Annotated in this window: 16 protein-coding genes; 9 read left to right on the top strand and 7 right to left on the bottom strand. The window is 64.8% G+C overall.

Features of this window, described 5'->3' with window-relative positions:
• Positions 1-7: 7 nt before the first annotated feature.
• Positions 8-658 carry a response regulator transcription factor gene (locus tag AC2FLM_RS01950; protein WP_234162371.1) on the bottom strand — a complete coding sequence of 217 codons (651 nt, stop codon included), beginning with the start codon at positions 656-658 and terminating at the stop codon, positions 8-10.
• Complete coding sequence (locus AC2FLM_RS01945) at positions 655-2088, bottom strand: cache domain-containing protein (protein WP_234136273.1); 1434 nt, start codon at positions 2086-2088, stop codon at positions 655-657. The genes AC2FLM_RS01950 and AC2FLM_RS01945 overlap by 4 nt, the downstream gene beginning before the upstream one ends.
• Positions 2089-2348: 260 nt before the next feature.
• On the opposite strand from AC2FLM_RS01945, the gene AC2FLM_RS01940 reads away from it, so the two are divergent.
• The 3 genes from AC2FLM_RS01940 (at position 2349) to AC2FLM_RS01930 (ending at position 6847) form a co-directional block, all read left to right on the top strand.
• Entirely contained in the window at positions 2349-3434 is a 1086-nt protein-coding gene (locus AC2FLM_RS01940) for a TRAP transporter substrate-binding protein (protein ID WP_234215927.1), read from the top strand.
• A 114-nt stretch (positions 3435-3548) separates the two neighbouring features.
• Positions 3549-4475 carry a TRAP transporter small permease subunit gene (locus tag AC2FLM_RS01935; RefSeq protein WP_234218413.1) on the top strand — a complete coding sequence of 309 codons (927 nt, stop codon included), beginning with the start codon at positions 3549-3551 and terminating at the stop codon, positions 4473-4475.
• 17 nt (positions 4476-4492) lie between these two features.
• A complete protein-coding gene (locus AC2FLM_RS01930) occupies positions 4493-6847 on the top strand; it encodes a TRAP transporter large permease (protein WP_496855142.1) in 2355 nt (784 codons plus the stop codon).
• A 220-nt stretch (positions 6848-7067) separates the two neighbouring features.
• On the opposite strand, the gene AC2FLM_RS01925 is transcribed toward AC2FLM_RS01930, so the two are convergent.
• The 3 genes from AC2FLM_RS01925 to AC2FLM_RS01915 form a co-directional block, all read right to left on the bottom strand.
• A complete protein-coding gene (locus tag AC2FLM_RS01925) occupies positions 7068-7889 on the bottom strand; it encodes an arginyltransferase (protein WP_496855140.1) in 822 nt (273 codons plus the stop codon).
• Positions 7890-7962: 73 nt separating this feature from the next.
• Positions 7963-8400, bottom strand: coding sequence for an RDD family protein (locus AC2FLM_RS01920; protein ID WP_496855138.1), 438 nt, complete (start codon positions 8398-8400; stop codon positions 7963-7965).
• 57 nt (positions 8401-8457) lie between these two features.
• On the bottom strand, positions 8458-8901 hold the full coding sequence (locus tag AC2FLM_RS01915) for a DUF2852 domain-containing protein (protein ID WP_234218416.1): 444 nt from the start codon (positions 8899-8901) through the stop codon (positions 8458-8460).
• Between the two features lie 80 nt (positions 8902-8981).
• Between AC2FLM_RS01915 and AC2FLM_RS01910 the strand changes: the two genes are divergently transcribed.
• Positions 8982-9269 carry a hypothetical protein gene (locus AC2FLM_RS01910; protein WP_496855136.1) on the top strand — a complete coding sequence of 96 codons (288 nt, stop codon included), beginning with the start codon at positions 8982-8984 and terminating at the stop codon, positions 9267-9269.
• Here AC2FLM_RS01910 and AC2FLM_RS01905 read toward each other — a convergent pair.
• Positions 9256-9729 carry a YbaK/EbsC family protein gene (locus AC2FLM_RS01905; protein WP_496855134.1) on the bottom strand — a complete coding sequence of 158 codons (474 nt, stop codon included), beginning with the start codon at positions 9727-9729 and terminating at the stop codon, positions 9256-9258. The two genes, AC2FLM_RS01910 and AC2FLM_RS01905, sit on opposite strands and share 14 nt — an antisense overlap.
• Before the next feature lie 81 nt (positions 9730-9810).
• Between AC2FLM_RS01905 and AC2FLM_RS01900 the strand changes: the two genes are divergently transcribed.
• The 5 genes from AC2FLM_RS01900 to AC2FLM_RS01880 all read left to right on the top strand — a co-directional run bounded on the left by AC2FLM_RS01900 (position 9811) and on the right by AC2FLM_RS01880 (position 15583).
• Positions 9811-12612, top strand: coding sequence for a [protein-PII] uridylyltransferase family protein (locus AC2FLM_RS01900; protein ID WP_496855132.1), 2802 nt, complete (start codon positions 9811-9813; stop codon positions 12610-12612).
• Entirely contained in the window at positions 12596-12871 is a 276-nt protein-coding gene (locus tag AC2FLM_RS01895) for a hypothetical protein (protein ID WP_234136282.1), read from the top strand. Before AC2FLM_RS01900 ends, AC2FLM_RS01895 begins: the two co-directional genes overlap by 17 nt.
• A 127-nt stretch (positions 12872-12998) precedes the next feature.
• Complete coding sequence (locus AC2FLM_RS01890; RefSeq protein WP_496855129.1) at positions 12999-13781, top strand: DUF6778 family protein; 783 nt, start codon at positions 12999-13001, stop codon at positions 13779-13781.
• Between the two features lie 39 nt (positions 13782-13820).
• Positions 13821-15032, top strand: a complete 1212-nt coding sequence (locus tag AC2FLM_RS01885; RefSeq protein ID WP_496855127.1) for an RSP_2647 family RNA methyltransferase — start codon at positions 13821-13823, stop codon at positions 15030-15032.
• A complete protein-coding gene (locus AC2FLM_RS01880; RefSeq protein WP_496855125.1) occupies positions 15029-15583 on the top strand; it encodes an RSP_2648 family PIN domain-containing protein in 555 nt (184 codons plus the stop codon). The genes AC2FLM_RS01885 and AC2FLM_RS01880 overlap by 4 nt, the downstream gene beginning before the upstream one ends.
• On the opposite strand, the gene AC2FLM_RS01875 is transcribed toward AC2FLM_RS01880, so the two are convergent.
• On the bottom strand, positions 15575-16558 hold the full coding sequence (locus tag AC2FLM_RS01875) for an LLM class flavin-dependent oxidoreductase (RefSeq protein ID WP_496855123.1): 984 nt from the start codon (positions 16556-16558) through the stop codon (positions 15575-15577). The two genes, AC2FLM_RS01880 and AC2FLM_RS01875, sit on opposite strands and share 9 nt — an antisense overlap.
• Positions 16559-16576 lie beyond the last annotated feature (18 nt).

The raw sequence follows: 16576 nt of genomic DNA, 5'->3' as shown, positions 1-16576 counted from the left end.
TGCCGGGTCAGAGACCGACGCCGGTGCCTTGCAGTACGCCGTGTTCCAGCGCATAGCGGGTCAGCCCGGCGGTCGAGGAAATGCCGAGCTTGCGCTTGATGTTCTTGCGGTGGGTTTCCACCGTGCGCACCGAGATATCGAGCGCGATGGCCACTTCCTTGTTCGACTTGCCCTGCGCCAGTTGCAGCAGGATGGTCTGTTCGCGCCCGGTCAGCGCCTCGCGCGCCTCCTCGCCCTCCTTTGGCTCCAGCGAGCCCTTGGCACCGGTGCACAGATACCGCTCGCCCCGCATCACCGCGTCGACGGCCTGCTTGATCTCTTCGGTCGGCACGTCCTTGAGCACATAGCCCATGGCGCCATGGCTGAGCGCGGTGGAGATATATTCGGGGCTGTCATGCATGGACAGGATCAGAATGCGGGTATCGGGCATCTGCTCCAGGATGATCTCGGTTGCGCCCAGCCCGCCGAGACCGGGCATGTTCAGATCCATCAGGATCACATCGGGCAGCAGCGCCAGAGCGCGGCCCACCGCCTCGCGCCCGTCGCCCACGGTGCCGATCACCTGAATGTCGTCATAGCTTTCGAGAATGGCCTGAATGCCTTCGGCCACCATCGGGTGATCGTCGACGATCAGAACGCGGACGGGGGTGTCGGTCATGGCAGGGCCTTTCTCTTCGACGCCGGCTCCTCCTGGGGCGGCAACAGGTGGCTCAGCGGCAGGCTCACCTCGATCACGGTGCCGGTCTGCGCGCCGCGGGATGACAGGATGCGCAGGCTGCCGTCAAGCTGTTCGATCCGTTCCTGCATGTTGCGCAGGCCCAGGCCGGGGCCGGGTTTGCCCGGGGTCGAGCGGATGCCGCGGCCATTGTCCGAGATGCGCATGGTGGCGCCCTTCTTGTGGCCGCGCAGGTCGATCGAGACCCGGGTTGCGCCCGAATGACGCTCGATATTGGTCAGCGCCTCCTGGGCGATGCGGTAGAGCGCGATCTTGCTGTTGTGATCCAGCCGGTTGCGGAACACCACGGTGGTGAAATCGGTCGCGATGCCGGTGCGCTCGCGGAAATCGTCGGTCAGCGATTTCAATGCCGGACCAAGGCCCAGATCGTCGAGCACGCCGGGGCGCAGGTCGCGGCTGATGCGGCGCACCTCGGTGATCGCGATGCCGAGGTTCTCGATCCCCTTGTCCAGCGGCGGTTCGGCGCCGTCATGATCGCCGCGTGCCAACCGGCGACGGGCATTGTCCAGCGCATAGCGCACCCCCACCAGGATCTGGCTGATACCGTCATGCAACTCGCGCGCCACCCGCCCGCGCTCTTCCTCTTGCGCGTCGAACACCCGTTGCGTCAGTTCCTTGAGCTTGGCATCGGCCAGCCGGCGTTCGCGGATGTTCAGAACCATGCCCGAGCCGAACACGATCAGCAGCGCCGCCAGCGCGATGGCGCCGATATAGACAAAGGTGCGGCGGACGCGGGCCTGTGTCTCGGCCCGGGCCGCTGCGACCGAGGCCAGCACGTCGTCGATGAACACCCCGGTGCCCACCGCCCAGCGCCAGTCTTGCAAGCCCACCACATAGGCCACCATCTGCGCCTCTTCCCCGGTCGATGGTTTCTCCCACATGAAGGAATGCCAGCCCGCGCCCTGCCGGGCGAGGCGGATGAACTCGTCCACAACCGGTACGCCCTTGCTGTCGGTCAACCCCTCCCAGTTGCGGTTGATGAATTCGGTCTGGCGCGGGCTGACCAGGTTCTTGCCCTCGTAATCGTAGACGAAAAAGAACCCGTCCTGTCCGTAGATCATCGCCGCCAGCATCTGTGCGACCTGTGTCTTGGCCTCTTCATCGTCAGGCGCGGCGGGGCCATAGATATGGGCAAAGCCGTTGCGCGCCTGGGTGACGTAGTTGCGCAGTTCGGCCTTCTTTGCCTGCAACAGCTGCCGCTCCAGCGCCTGGATCTCGCGTTCGGCCAGGGTGCGGGCCTGATAGGCCACCAGCGCTGCGATGGCGGCCACCGCCACCACAAGCGGCAGCGTCGCCAGAAGCGAGATCTTCTGGGCGTAGTTGGGGCGGATCAGGTTGCGCAGGCGGTGCATGGCGAATCGATACGCAAAACCGGCGGCAAAATCAAAGCATGCGATCAAGTCGTGACCGGCCGCCACGCACTTGTGTGGTCGCGCAGTGCCCGAAAAACAGTGGATTTCTAGGTCAGTGGCCGCATTTTTCCGCGCTGCTACGTAGTACTAGGTATTCACAGAGCGGATCATCGCTCGTTACCCTTGCGACACTGGAAACGATCCGCCCACCGGGATGACCCGGCGGGCGTTCATGACTTGCAAGGGGAGGAAATACTCTTATGGATCGTCGTTCTTTTCTGAAAACCTCGGCCATGGGCGGCGCTGCCGCGGCTGCCACCACCGCTCTGGCCGCTCCGGCCTATGCTCAGGGCAAGCGGACCCTGACCATGGTCACCACCTGGGGTCGCGGTCTGGCCGGTGTGCATGATTCGGCACAGCGCGTCGCCGACAACATCACCGCCATGTCCGATGGCAACCTGACTGTCGACCTGAAGGCCGCCGGCGAACTGGTGGGTGCGTTCGAAGTGTTCGACGCCGTTTCCTCGGGCCAGGCCGACATGTATCACGGCGCCGACTATTACTTCGTCGGTCAGCATCCGGGCTATGCGTTCTTTACCGCGGTGCCCTTTGGCATGACCGCGCAGGAACTGGTGAACTGGTACTATCACGATGGCGGCCACGAGCTGCATGACGAGCTGGGCCAGATCTTTGGCCTGAAATCCTTCCTGGGCGGCAACACCGGCGCGCAGGCCGGTGGCTGGTTCTCGAAAGAGATCAATGGCCCCGAGGATTTCAACGGTCTGAAGTTCCGCATGCCGGGCCTGGGCGGCAAGGCGCTGGGCAAGCTGGGCGCAAGCGTTCAGAACATTCCGGGTTCGGAAGTGTACCAAGCGCTGTCCTCGGGTGCCATCGACGGCACCGAGTGGATCGGCCCCTGGGCGGACGAAAAGGCCGGCTTCCAGGAGATCACCAAGACCTATTACACCGCGGGCTTCCACGAGCCGGGTGCAGGTCTGTCGGTTGCCACCAACCGTGACGTGTTCGAGAGCCTGAGCCCCGCGCATCAGAAGATCATCGAGGTTGCATCCGCCGAATGCCACCAGTGGAACCTGGCCCAGTTCCTGTCCAACAACGGTTCGGCGCTGCAGCGTCTGCAGGCCGGTGGCGTCAAGGTCCTGGAATTCCCCGACAGCGTCTGGGATGCCTTCGGCAAGGCGAGCCAGGAAGTCATGGCCGAGAACATGGGCGACGAGCTGTTCAAGAAGATCCACGACAGCGCCATGGCGTCGATGAAATCCTCGTCGGCCTGGCTGAACATGTCGTCGGGCGTCTACACCGCACAGCGCGACCGCGTTCTGGGCTGATCCCGCCAAGCGGCCAATACCGGACCCCCGCCCCAGGGCGGGGGGCCTACGCTTTGCCAGGACCTTGCGGCGCTGTTCCGCAGGACGATCCGGCACTCCTGAATCGGGGACATCATGCAGGACGATAACGGTATCTCCTTTTTCGGCGCCCTGTGGAACGGTCTGATCTGGCTGTTTCAGAACATCGCCGAGGCATTCTATAATTTCGGCTACGCGGTCACCCATCCACAGCTCTGGCTGGACTGGTCCGACAAGGCCTCGATCATGCGCTTTGTCTATTATGGCGGCTCGGTCGAGTTCTTCTTCGTGGTCTTCACCTTCGTTCTGGTCCTCACCGCGATCGGAATGTATTTCCGCTCGTTCATGTGGTTGATGGTGCGCGGGCTCGAAGGTTTCGCCAACACGGTCGGGCGCTTCTTTGCCTGGGCGGGCCTGCTGATGGTGCTGCAACAGATCATCATCGTGTTCATGCAGCGCGTCTTTGCACGGCCCGATCTGTCCTTTGGCTTTGGCATCCCGGTGACGCTCGACGTCAGCTGGTGGTCCGAAGAGCTGAAGCTTTACAACGCCATGGTTGTCTGCCTTTGCGCCACCTACACGTTCGTGCAGGGCGGTCATGTCCGCGTCGACCTGATTTATTCCGGCCTCAGCCACCGTGGAAAACGGGTGGTGGACATGGCCGGATCGCTTCTGTTCATGATGCCCATGGCAGTGGTGACCTGGCTTTACGGCTGGTACTTTCTGTGGCGGCATCTGATCGTGCCGAACCCTTCGGCCAGCGACCAGCTTGACCGCCTGCTGATGAAATCTCGGGCGCTGCGCTGGAACGTGGAGACCATCGGGTTCAGTCCCAACGGGTTCAACGGGTATTTCCTGTTCAAGATCCTGCTGATCACGTTTGCCGCCATGGTGTTCATCCACGCAGTCGCCTTTTTCTACCGCTCCTGGCTCGAATTCGTCGAAGGCGAGAGCAGCGCGGGTAAATATCTCGACAAGGATACTCTTGGCGAGGGCGAAGAGGCCTATGAAGGCACGCATTAAGAATAGGAACCGGGAACATGCTATTCGGTCTTGATGGCGTCGAAATCGGCCTCATTATCGTCTTTCTCTGTCTCTTCGGAGGCATCCTGTCGGGATTTCCGGTGGCCTTTGCCATCGGCGGCGCCGGCATCATCTCATTCGGTATCATCGCCGCGCTGGACAGCGCGGGGCTGCTGATCCACCAGGCTATCGACACCTCGTCGCAGGCCTATAACGATCTGATCGGTTCCGGGGTCAAACCGGATGTGATCTCGGTCTTCCGATACCCCGAATTGCCACGGGTCGCCGAACATGTGTTCCAGGGCGGCTGGCAGACGGCGATGGATCGCAACGTCTCCTTCATCGTGAACCGGATGAACGAGCGGGTGCTGGCGGGCCAGTCCATCGAGACGCTGCTGGCGGTGCTGATGTTCGTGCTGATGGGCATCACGCTGGAGCGTTCGAAGATCGCCAACGATCTGCTGACCACCATGGCGCGCGTCTTTGGCCCGCTGCCCGGCGGTCTGGCGGTGTCGATCGTGGTCGTGGGCGCGTTTCTGGCTGCCTCGACCGGGATCGTCGGCGCCACCGTGGTGACCATGGGCCTGCTGGCCCTGCCCACCATGCTGCGCAACAACTACTCGCCGGAACTGGCGACCGGTGTGATCGCGGCGAGCGGCACATTGGGGCAGATCATTCCGCCCTCGATCGTGATCGTTCTGCTGGGCACGCTGGCGGGCGACCTCTATTCGACCGCGCAGGAGACCCGCGCCATCGAGGCGGGCTGTACCGACGCGCTGACTTATCTGGGCGAACCGGCGGTCGTGTCGGTCGGTACCCTGTTCCAGGCAGCGCTGCTGCCGGGCATCCTGCTGGCTCTGCTTTATGCGCTTTATGCCTTTGGCTATGCGCTGCTGAATCCCGACAAGGCGCCGGCGGTCGAGCTGGGCGGCGGTACGGGCGAGCCGATCACCCGCGCCGAGGGGCTGACCTGGCTGCTGGGGGCGCCGGCGGCGCTGATTGCCGGGGTGCTGCTGCTGGGCAGTCTTGGTATCGTGGGAAGTCAGGACGTGACGGTCTCGACCTTTTCCGACAGTTCCAAGAGCGCCAGCCTGCGCACCAATGTCGGAGCCGAATGCAAGGCATCGATGATCGCGCTGCACGGGCAGGAAGCCTGGGACTCGGCGGTGGCCGAGCAGGAGGAGATCGACGCCGCGGGCGGGGTGCAGGAATCACACCGCCTGACCGCAGAGGAGATCGCCGAAGCCCGCGCGGAAAAGATCGCCGGAGCCGCGCCGATTGGTACGGGTGTCGCGGTGATCGCGGTGCTGCTGGGTCTGACGCTGGTGGTGGGCCGGGGCATCGCGCCCTCGCGTGATCCGAAACCGCTTCTCGTGGGCGGGCTGGGTCTGGTCCTGATGCTGCTGGCCGATATCCTGTTCATCGGGCCGCTGACCTCTCCCGGGGTGACGGTGCTGATCCTGTTGCTGCCCCTGGTCCTGGCGCTCTATGGCTGCAAGGAAGCTGCGATCCGTTGCACCGGCAACGATCTTATCCGGGTGGTGTTCCCGCCGCTGGTTCTGATCATCGCGGTGCTGGGGTCGATCCTGGGCGGTATCACCAACCCCACTCCGGCGGCGGCACTGGGTGCGGGCGGGGCCATCATGCTGGCGGCCTATCGCAAGCTGCGCGATGAGGGCCGGTCGGGAAAGGTGATCATCTGGTCCACCTTCGCCATCATCATCTGCCTGCTGATCGGGGTGAATTTCGACCTGCGCATCAATCAGGACGGTGTCAGCGTCGAAACCTGGATTGCCTTCGTCTTTGCCTATGCGACCTATATCTATGCGCTGGGCGGATTGCTGTTCGGCTGCTGGGTGCTGTTTGCCGGCGGTGTCCTGTCACCGATCGTGCGCGAGACGGCCAAGGTGACCTCGATGGTGTTCACCATCCTGATCGGGTCGCAGCTGCTCAATCTTGTGGTGATCAGCTTTGGCGGCGAGCATTACATCCAGCAGTTCCTGAAGAGCTTCGACAACGAGTTCAAGGTCTTCCTGATCGTGATGCTGGTGCTCTTCGTGCTGGGCTTCGTGCTCGATTTCCTCGAGATCATCTATATCGTGATCCCGATTGTCGGGCCGGTGATCTATGGCGGGTCCTTCGACCCGAAATGGGTGACCATCATGGTGGCGGTGAACCTGCAGACCTCGTTCCTGACGCCACCTTTCGGCTTTGCCCTGTTCTATCTGCGCGGGGTGGCGCCGAAGGAGGTGACCACGGGCCATATCTATCGCGGTATCGTGCCTTTCGTGATCATCCAGGTGGTAGGGATCGCGATCCTGTGGAGCTTCCCGTCGATCGTGACCATCGTTCCGGCGCTGATCCCGAACTGATCTGGGTGTTACCAAACGGAAAAGGGGGCCTCTGGGCCCCCTTTGCTTTTTGAGTTCCGGTCAAGGGGCGCTGCCCCTTCTTGCCCCTCTGGGGCAATTCATCCCCGGGATATTTCAGGCAAGAGGAAGATGCAGGACCGGGGGGGGGCGGGCACTGGCGGTTGAGACGCGGATCGCGTCTGCGGTTGGCTACGCCTTCACTCGCTTGGAAAAAGCAATCTCAGTCGCGGGTGGGCCAACGGTCAGGGAGCTGGATATTCGCGACCTGTTCGGCGATGGGATCGGTCGACAGCGGATGCTGGATGGCGTCATGCGCCTGCGGGTTCTTCATCGCCTGCCAGCGACCGCCCAGATAGATTTCGAGCCCTGAGAAGCGGGACTTGTAACCCATCTTGGGGCTGTCGGGCACCCAATAGCCAAGATAGACATAGGGTAGACCCGCCTCGCGTGCGATGTCGATGTGATCGAGGATCATATGGGTGCCAAGCGAGTCCCGGTGCAGGTCCGGGTCGTAGAAGGAATAGACCATGCTGAGCCCGTCATCGAGCACATCGGTCAGACTGACCGCGGTCAGCGCGCGGGTGTCGCGATGGGCATATTCGATTACCCGGCTGCGGATCGGCGTCTCTTCGATCATCGCGGCGAATTCGAACACATCCATGTCGGCCATGCCGCCATCGGCATGGCGGCTGTCGAGATAGCGGCGGAACAGTTCGTATTGCTCGTCTGTGGCCCATGGCGAGGTGGCGCGCCGGGTCAGATGCGCGTTGCGGCGCAGGGCGCGTTTCTGACTGCGGCTGGGTTGAAAGGCTGCGACGTCGATCCGGGCCGAGAGACAGGCGGCGCAATCGGCGCAGGAGGGGCGGTAAAGCACATTCTGCGAGCGGCGGAACCCCTGTTGTGACAGCGCATTGTTCAGCCGTTCGGCGCCTTCACCCTGGAGCGCGGTGAACAGTTTCCGCTCCATCCTGTCCGGCAAATACGGGCAGGGTTGCGGAGCGGTCACGTAGAATTGTGGCGCAATGGGCAGGGTGTGGCGCATGGGGGTCCCGTCTGTTCCTCGGCGGATGATAACAACCGATCCGGGACCCGCCAAGTGACCAAAGTCACAAGAGTTAAGCGTAGGCCCGCCGGTTCAGCGCCACGGTGCCCAGCACCGCATCGGTCAGGCCCTGGGCGCGCGATCCGGTCAGCATCATCAGGATCGAGATCACCTGAAGGATCGGCAAGGCCATGCTGACGGTATAGCCCGCGGTATGGGCCAGCGCCTGGCCGCCGTTCAGGCGGGCGCCGTAGGCATCGCGCAGCTCGATCCCGACAAAGCGCATGCCCCAGGTGGCCGAGCCGCCGGCGATGGTGGCGACGCGGTAGACAAAGCCCACCACCAGATAGAGCAGCGGCCAGACAAAGGCGCCGACAAAGGCGGTCAACAGTACCACAATGAGGCTGAGAATCAGGATGACGCAGGTGTCGAACACCCAGGCAAAGAACCGCTTGGCCGGGATGCTCTGATAAAACTCCGGCTGGTGGTCGGGATGGGGGAGGTGGGTCATCGGGGCAGGGTCCGTTTGCGTGTGAGGGCCGCCCGCGAAGGGGCGGCCACGTTGGGCTTAGGCGTTGTCTTCGCCCTTGTCGTCGCGGGCACTCTCGTCATCGCGGGCCCTGCGGACGCGCTCGTCCATGAACTCGTCGAACTCGGCCTTGTCCTTGGCTTCGCGCAGGCGGTGGAGGAAGGCTTCGAAATCGGCCTGTTCGCGTTCCAGGCGGGCCAGCGTGTCGGCCTTGTAGGCGTCAAAGGCGCTGTTGCCGGTGGTCGACATCGCCCGCATGCCGTGATGGCTCCAGGCTTTGCGGCGGGTGCAGGATTTGCTGAACATGCGTTTGCTCCAGATCATGTAGGCGAGAAGGGCGAGGCCGATGGGCCAGAAGAAGACAAAGCCAAGGACCATGGCAGCGATCCAGGCGCCTTTGCCCTTGCTGTCCAGCCAGGCTTCGCTTCGGTGCAGCCAACCCGGATTTGACGGGGCGGCGACGGGGTCGGTCATCATGGTCATCGTGGTCTCCAGATCAGTTGATGTGAATGTCTTTCACATTACCGATGTGGGGCGGTGAGCGAGACAATGCAAGAGGGTATGTGAAAAAGATTTACATCATGGTTTCGGCGAGTGTTCGCTCAATATGCAATCAAGAGTTGCGCGTTCAGAAAATTTGGGTTTTGATAATTTCCAGAACCTATACTCTTGTCGATAGGGAAACAGGGGCGACCATGCCGGAACAGACGGCACATAACGCAGGTCGGGACGTACGGTGTCGGGACAATCGGATGCCGGCGGGCTGGTGGTTGTTGCCCAGCGTCGTGCTGGGGCTGTTTGGCTGGACCGTGCTGCTCGGCCAGGTTCTTGCTCTGATCAACCCATCCTGACGAAATTGGCGGCTGCGGCGCCGGTCAGACGCTGAAGCTCTGCCGGAGCAATCGAAAAGACATGGCGCGGCGTGCCTGCTGCGGCCCAGACCACCGGAAAGACCATCAGCGCGGGATCCATGAAACTGGCCACCGGGGACAGATGCCCGACGGGTGCGACACCGCCGATGGCAAAACCCGTCTTGTTGCGCACGGTATCGGCGTCGGCACGTGACAGCGGCGCGCCGAACAGGGCGGCGGCACGGTCCGGATCGACCTGGTTGCCGCCAGCGGTCAGAAACAGCGCCAGTGCATCGCCGTCCCTTTGCTGAAAGATGATCGACTTGACGATCTGGTTCAGCGCACAGCCGACGGCGGCAGCGGCGTCCTCGGCCGTGCGGGCATTTCCCGTCTCGCGGATTTCGGTGGCGACCTGCGCGGCCTCGAGTGCGGCGCGGACCCGTTTCAGGCTCTTGCTCATGGCGCAGAACTGCCCGCACTGGTGGCAAAGGTCAAGTTTTGACGCATTGACGGCGGGTGGGGCGGCTGCGCTATTTGGCGCATGACAACACGCCTAGCCATCACCCGACTCCCCCGTGCCTATGATCCCGAACTGGGGGCTGAGGCGCGTGCCCTGCTGCCCGAACTGGGGGGCGATCTGGCCGATCTTGTCGCCGGTGCGGGGGGCACCAGCCCCTATCTGATGGGGCTGATGCGGGCCGAGGCCGCATGGCTGGCGCCCGCGCTCGAGGATGCCGATGCGGCGGTGGCCGCCGAACTGGCCGCGGCCCGCGCGCTGCCACCTGACCAGTTGAAACCAGGGCTGCGCCGGGCCAAGCGGCGGCTGGCGCTGTTGACCGCGCTCGCCGATCTGGCAGGCGCCTGGCCGCTGGAGAAGGTGACCGCGCTGCTCACCGATTTCGGTGCGCTGGCCGCCGATTTGGCCGCCAAGGCCGAGATCGCCGCCCTGATCCGGCGCGGCAAGCTGCCGGGCCAGACCGAGGCGGATGTTGAAACCGCCGCCGGGATGGTGATCCTGGCCATGGGCAAGATGGGCGCGCATGAGCTGAACTACAGCTCGGATATCGACCTGATCGTGCTGTTTGACGAAACCCGCTATGAGCCCGACGATTTCTTCGAGGCACGTCAGGGCATGGTGCGCGCCACCCGCAATTTCTGCGCCACGCTCAGCGACAAGACCGCCGATGGCTATGTGTTCCGCACCGATCTGCGCCTACGCCCCGACCCGGCGGTCACCCCGGTCTGTCTGGCGATGGAGGCGGCGGAACATTACTACGAAAGCCTTGGCCGCACCTGGGAGCGTGCCGCCTATATCAAGGCGCGGCCCTGCGCGGGCGATCTGGCGGCGGGGGGGCGGTTCCTTGAAACCCTGCGCCCCTTTGTCTGGCGCCGCCACCTGGATTTCGCCGCCATCCAGGACGCCCATGACATGCGCCTGCGCATTCGCGAGAACAAGGGCACCGGCGGCGCCCTGACCATTCCGGGCCATGACATGAAGCTGGGCCGGGGCGGCATTCGCGAGATCGAGTTCTTTACCCAGACCCGGCAGTTGATCGCGGGCGGGCGCGACCGAGACCTGCGCTTGCGCGGCACGGTCGAGGGGCTGGCGGCATTGGCGGCCAAGGGCTGGGTGCCGCCCGAGGTGGCCGAGGCGCTCACCCGCCACTACCGCGCCCACCGCGAGGTCGAACACCGCATCCAGATGGTGCATGACGCCCAGACCCACCGCATTCCGCAGACCGAAGAGGGCATTGCCCGCGTGGCCTGCCTGATGGGGATCGACGCCGCCGAGCTGCGCGCCGACCTGACCCGGCGCCTGACCGAGGTGCATGGGCTGACCGAGGATTTCTTTGCCCCCGACAGCGCCGCCGCCCCGGCGCCCGCCGTTCCAGCAGAGGTGGTGTTCGACGACAATGTGCTGTCGCGCTGGCCTACCTATCCGGCGCTGCGCTCGCAGCGGGGGCGGCGTATCTTTGAGCGGCTGAAGCCCGAATTGCTGGCGCGGCTGGCGCGCACCGCCAAACCGGACGAGGCGCTGCTGGCGCTCGATGGCTTTCTGGCCGGGCTGCCCGCCGGGGTGCAGCTGTTTTCCCTGTTCGAGGCCAATCCGCAACTGATCGACCTGTTGGTCGATATCGTCGGTACCAGCCATGCGCTGGCGACCTTCCTGTCGCGCAATGCCTCGGTCTTTGACGCGGTGATCGGCGGCTCGTTCTTCGACGACTGGCCGGGCGGGGCGGCGCTGCGCGCCGATCTGGCCGAGCGTCTGGCCGCCGAGGACGATTACGAGGCCCGGCTCGACATGGCGCGGCGCTGGACCAAGGAATGGCATTTCCGCATCGGCGTGCACCATCTGCGCGGGCTGATCGACGGCGCCCGCGCCGGCGCGCAATATGCCGAACTGGCCGAGGCGGTGATCTCGGCGCTGTTTCCGGTGGTTGAGGCCCAATTCGCCCGCAAACACGGCACGCCGCCCGGACGTGGCGCCACGGTGCTGGGCATGGGCTCGCTGGGGGCGGGGCGGATCAATGCGCAATCCGACCTTGACCTGATCGTGATCTATGACCCCGAAGACGCCGAAGGCTCGGACGGGCCGCGCCCGCTGGCGACCCGGCCCTATTACGCAAGGCTCACGCAGGCGCTGATCACCGCGCTGACCGCGCCAATGTCGCAGGGCAAGCTGTACGAGGTCGACATGCGCCTGCGCCCCTCTGGCACCCAGGGACCGGTGGCGACCAGTTGGACCAGCTTTACCGAATACCAGCTGAACGAGGCCTGGGTGTGGGAGCATCTTGCGCTGACCCGTGCCCGTCCGGTGGCGGGTTCAGAGGCATTGGGCGCGGATATCGAGCGGTTCCGCCAAGAGCTTCTGAACCGCCCTGCCGACCGCGACAAGGTGCTGCGCGAGGTGGCCGAGATGCGCGCCCGGCTGGCGGCGGCGAAACAGCCCGCCGGAGTGTGGGATGCCAAGACCGGGCCGGGCCGGATGCTGGATATCGAACTGGTGGCGCAGACCGGCGCGCTGTTGTCGGGCAGCGCCGCGCGCGATGTGGCGCAGGGCCTGCAAGGTGCGGTCGCCGCTGGATGGCTGGATGTCGCGGATGCGCAGTCGCTGACCCGTGCCTATGACCTATGCTGGTCGGTACAGACGGCGGCGCGGCTGCTGTCGGGCGAGATGATCGACGCGGAGCGGATCGGCGAGGGCGGCGCGGCCTTCCTCTGCCGCAGCACCGGGTTCGAGGACATGGCGGCGCTGGAGGCGGCGCTGGAGACGACATATGCCGAGGCGGCGGCGCTGATTGGCGCCGCGGTGGGAGGACCAGAGGATGCCGAAGACGGGTGACCCGCATGACCCCAAGGGTCTGATCTACGAGGCCTACAGGATCGAGGGGATCACGGCCCCCGAATGCCGCACCATATTCCTTGACTGGGCGCTCAGCCTGCCGGTGGGAACAGACCAGCGCGACGCGTTGGCGGACCTGCACGGGCGCTATGGGGCCGAGGCGCCCGATCATCCCATGACCGCCGTCATGCAGGACGGGCTGAGCGCCGAACAGGCGCCCCGCCGACGTGGCGGATGGCGTAGCCGACCCAGAAACTGAGTGATCCCGGATCGGAAACAATCTCTGAAACGTACGGAATTTGTCGCAAAGTTGCCCTAATTGCGGGGCAAATTCTCCTCAAACGGGTGCGGCTGTGGGAGTCGGAACCCGAAAATGGAGAAGAGACATGAAAACCATGCGGATGATCCTGCTTGCCGGTCTGGGCCTGTCGGTTGCGGCCTGCACGGCCGTCGATGTCCCGACCCGGAACGCCCCTTACGAGCAATTGCCGACCACGTCGATTACGGCTCCGGCGGGGTATGACCTGCTGCAACCGGAAAGCCGGGTCCAGTCAACCGCGGCGGTGGGGCAGGTGGTGATCCCGCATGCCGACATCGACACCGTTGCGCGCGCAGCGACGCAAGAGCCGGGAGTTGGCGGCTTGGTTGCAGGGCAGGCGCCCGTGACCATCAACTCGGTCACCGTACTGGTGCCGCGCTCTTTGAAGGTGTCCGAGCGCAACAGCTATCTGCCGCGCGGCGACATCGTGTGGCGCGAGGATCCGATCGGCGATCGTCACGCCCAGGTTCAGAAGATCGTGCAGGACGCGATGGTGCGTGGCGTCAGCCCGCTGAGCGGCCCGGTCAAGGCCGATCTGGAAATCGTCGTCAAGCGGTTCCACGCCTTGACCGAAAAGGCGCGCTATACCACCGGCGGCGTGCACGCGATCACCTTTGACATGGTCCTCAAGGATCCGGTTACGGGTGAGCAGTTGACCCCGCCGCGCGAGGTTCGCGCCGATCTGGAGGCCTTTGGCGGCCAGCAGGCGATCAACGCCGAGGCCCGCGGTCAGACCCAGAAGGTCCGCATCACCGACCACCTGACATGGGTGATCCAGCAAGAGCTGATCAACCCCGAAGGCTACGAGAACGCCTCGTTGGGCATCATCCAGGTGATGAATCGTCTCTGACACTTCCCAGCCAACGGGAATGAGATTAAGAGGGCGCTCATGACAGCGCCCTCTGACGTTTTTGACCGTCCCCGCATCCGCCTGAAGCCCAAGGCCAACGCCCGTGCCATCCGTCACGGGGCGCCTTGGGTGTTCGACAACGAGGTGGTCACCGACCGCCGCACCCGCAAGATCGCGCCGGGCACGGTTGCGGTGCTCGAGGATGACAACCGCGCGCCGCTGGGGCTGGTGGCGGTCAATCCTGGCTCGCGCATCCTCGCCCGGATGCTGGACCGCGATCCGGACGCGGTGCTCGATGCCGCCTGGTTCGAGACGCGGCTGACCCGGGCGCTGGCACTGCGCGAACGCCTGTTTGACGCGCCCTTCTACCGGCTCGTCCATGCCGAGGCCGATGGCTTTCCGGGTGTGATCATCGACCGGTTTGGTGACGCCTGCGTGATCCAGCCCAACGCCGCCTGGGCCGAGGCGCATCTGGAACTGCTGAGCGCGGCACTGATCAAGGTAACCGGCGTGAACACGGTTCTGAAGAATGCTTCGGGCCGGACGCGGTCTCTCGAAGGGCTGGATGACAAGAACGCGGTGCTGTCCGGGGCGGCGCCGGTGGCGCCGCTTCCTGTGCCGATGAATGGGGTGACCTATATGGCCGATCTGACCGGCGGCCAGAAAACCGGCCTGTTCTACGACCAGCGCCCGAACCATGCCTTTGCCGCGCGGCTGGCGGGGCAGGGTGCGCGGGTGCTCGACGTGTTCTCTCATGTGGGCGGCTTTGCGCTGGCGATGCTGGCCGGCGGCGCCGGCAGCGCGCTGGCGGTCGATGGCTCGGCCCCGGCGCTGGCCTTGGCCGAACAGGGGGCGCTGGCCTCGGGTCTGGCCGGGCGGTTCGAGACACGGCAGGGCGATGCGTTCGACGTGCTGACCACGCTGGGCGAGGAAGGCGAGACATTCGACGTGGTGATCTGCGATCCGCCCGCTTTCGCGCCCTCGAAACAGGCGCTGGACGCAGGCCTGCGCGCCTACGAACGGGTGGCGCGGCTTGCCGCGGCGCTGGTGCGACCGGGCGGCTATCTGGGTCTCTGCTCCTGCTCGCATGCCGCCGACCTGTCGCGGTTCCGCGAGGCCAGCGTGCGCGGCATCGGCCGCGCCGGGCGCAGCGCGCAGCTGATCCATACCGGCTTTGCCGGGCCGGATCATCCGCAATTGCCGCAACTGGCCGAGAGCGGCTATCTCAAGGCGGTGTTCTTCCGGCTGTGAAAGCGGTGCTCGACACTTGCGTGATCTATCCCACGGTCATGCGCGAGATGCTGCTGGGTGCGGCGCGGCTGGGGCATTTCACCCCGCTCTGGTCGGCCCGCATTTTTGAGGAATGGGCGCGTGCGGCGGTCAAGCTGGGACCGGCGGGCGAGGCGCAGGCGCGCGCCGAGATCGCCCTGACCCGCGCCGCCTGGCCCAGGGCCGAGGTGCCGCCCGCGCCCGGTGTCGAGGCGCGGCTGTGGCTGCCCGATCCGGCGGATATCCATGTGCTGGCCACGGCCATCGCCGGATCTGCGGATGTGATCGTGACCCTCAACCGCGCCGATTTCCCGCGCAACATCCTGGCCGAGGAAGGGCTGGAGCGGATCGACCCGGATGCGTTCCTTTTGCAATTTTTCAGCGACGACTCGGAAAATATGGCCCTCATGGCTGAAAAAATGCTGGATGAGGCCAATCGCCTGTCGGGCGAGACTTGGACCCTCCGCAGTCTGATGAAAAAGGCGCGCCTGCCTCGGCTGGGCAAGGCGCTGGAACACCACCGCTCAGAGTGAGCGCAGGATTCCGGCGGCGATTTCGAACGAACGTTTGCGCGCGGCGTGATCGTGGATCTGCCCGGTCAGGATCACTTCGTCGGGCTGATAACGGTCGATGATCTCGGACAGCTGGGATCTGACCGTCTCGGGGCTGCCCACCGCCGAAACGCTGAGCGCGGCATTCACCCCGGCCAGCGTGGCGCGATCCAGATGCGCGGCGATATCGTCAACCGGCGTCGGCAGTTTGCCGGGCCGCCCCAGCCTGAGCCGGGCAAAGGCCTGTTGCATGGTGGTGCGCAGGCGTACCCCTTCAGCGTCGGTTTCGGCGGCAAAGACATTGATCGCCATCATCGCATGGGGGTGATCCAGATAGACCGAGGGGCGGAAGCTGCGGCGATAAATCTCCAGCGCCTCCTCCAGCGCCTGTGGCGCGAAATGCGAGGCAAAAGCATATGGCAGGCCCAGTTGAGCCGCCAGTTGCGCGCCATAGAGGCTGGACCCCAGGATCCACACCGGCACATGGGTGTTCTGGCCGGGAAAGGCGCGCACCCGTGCCTCTGGATCCTCGGGGCCAAGAAAGCCGATCAGGTCGATCACATCCTGAGGGAAACTGTCCTGCTGGGACAGCCCCCGGCGCAGGGCGCGGGCGGTCGCCATATCGGTCCCGGGCGCCCGCCCCAGCCCCAGGTCGATGCGGTCGCCATAGAGCGACGCGAGTGTGCCAAAGGCCTCGGCCACCATGTAGGGCGCATGATTGGGCAGCATGATGCCGCCCGCACCGATCCGCATGGTCTTGGTCCGGCTGGCGATATGGCCGATCAGCACCGCGGTCGCGGCGCTGGCGATGCCGGGCATGTTGTGATGCTCGGCCAGCCAGTAACGATGATACCCCAACGCCTCGGCATGCGCGGCCAGATCGCCGCTGTTGGCCAGCGCCTGGGGAATATCGCTGCCCTCGGGCACCGGGGCAAGGTCGAGCAGGGAATAGAGCATGCGGGTCGGTCCTGAGGA

The organism is Ruegeria sp. SAZD011 (assembly GCF_059612545.1).
This window is presented reverse-complemented; position numbering and strand designations above follow the sequence as displayed.

Bases quoted from the DNA above. Each gene is read 5' to 3' on its own strand.
- AC2FLM_RS01905 (WP_496855134.1), bottom strand. From the start codon at position 9,729: ATGAGCAAGAGCCTGAAACGGGTCCGCGCCGCACTCGAGGCCGCGCAG.
- AC2FLM_RS01935 (WP_234218413.1), top strand. From the start codon at position 3,549: ATGCAGGACGATAACGGTATCTCCTTTTTCGGCGCCCTGTGGAACGGT.
- AC2FLM_RS01925 (WP_496855140.1), bottom strand. From the start codon at position 7,889: ATGCGCCACACCCTGCCCATTGCGCCACAATTCTACGTGACCGCTCCG.
- AC2FLM_RS01945 (WP_234136273.1), bottom strand. From the start codon at position 2,088: ATGCACCGCCTGCGCAACCTGATCCGCCCCAACTACGCCCAGAAGATC.
- AC2FLM_RS01940 (WP_234215927.1), top strand. From the start codon at position 2,349: ATGGATCGTCGTTCTTTTCTGAAAACCTCGGCCATGGGCGGCGCTGCC.
- AC2FLM_RS01900 (WP_496855132.1), top strand. From the start codon at position 9,811: ATGACAACACGCCTAGCCATCACCCGACTCCCCCGTGCCTATGATCCC.
- AC2FLM_RS01885 (WP_496855127.1), top strand. From the start codon at position 13,821: ATGACAGCGCCCTCTGACGTTTTTGACCGTCCCCGCATCCGCCTGAAG.
- AC2FLM_RS01890 (WP_496855129.1), top strand. From the start codon at position 12,999: ATGAAAACCATGCGGATGATCCTGCTTGCCGGTCTGGGCCTGTCGGTT.
- AC2FLM_RS01875 (WP_496855123.1), bottom strand. From the start codon at position 16,558: ATGCTCTATTCCCTGCTCGACCTTGCCCCGGTGCCCGAGGGCAGCGAT.
- AC2FLM_RS01915 (WP_234218416.1), bottom strand. From the start codon at position 8,901: ATGACCATGATGACCGACCCCGTCGCCGCCCCGTCAAATCCGGGTTGG.
- AC2FLM_RS01950 (WP_234162371.1), bottom strand. From the start codon at position 658: ATGACCGACACCCCCGTCCGCGTTCTGATCGTCGACGATCACCCGATG.
- AC2FLM_RS01920 (WP_496855138.1), bottom strand. From the start codon at position 8,400: ATGACCCACCTCCCCCATCCCGACCACCAGCCGGAGTTTTATCAGAGC.
- AC2FLM_RS01930 (WP_496855142.1), top strand. From the start codon at position 4,493: ATGCTATTCGGTCTTGATGGCGTCGAAATCGGCCTCATTATCGTCTTT.
- AC2FLM_RS01895 (WP_234136282.1), top strand. From the start codon at position 12,596: ATGCCGAAGACGGGTGACCCGCATGACCCCAAGGGTCTGATCTACGAG.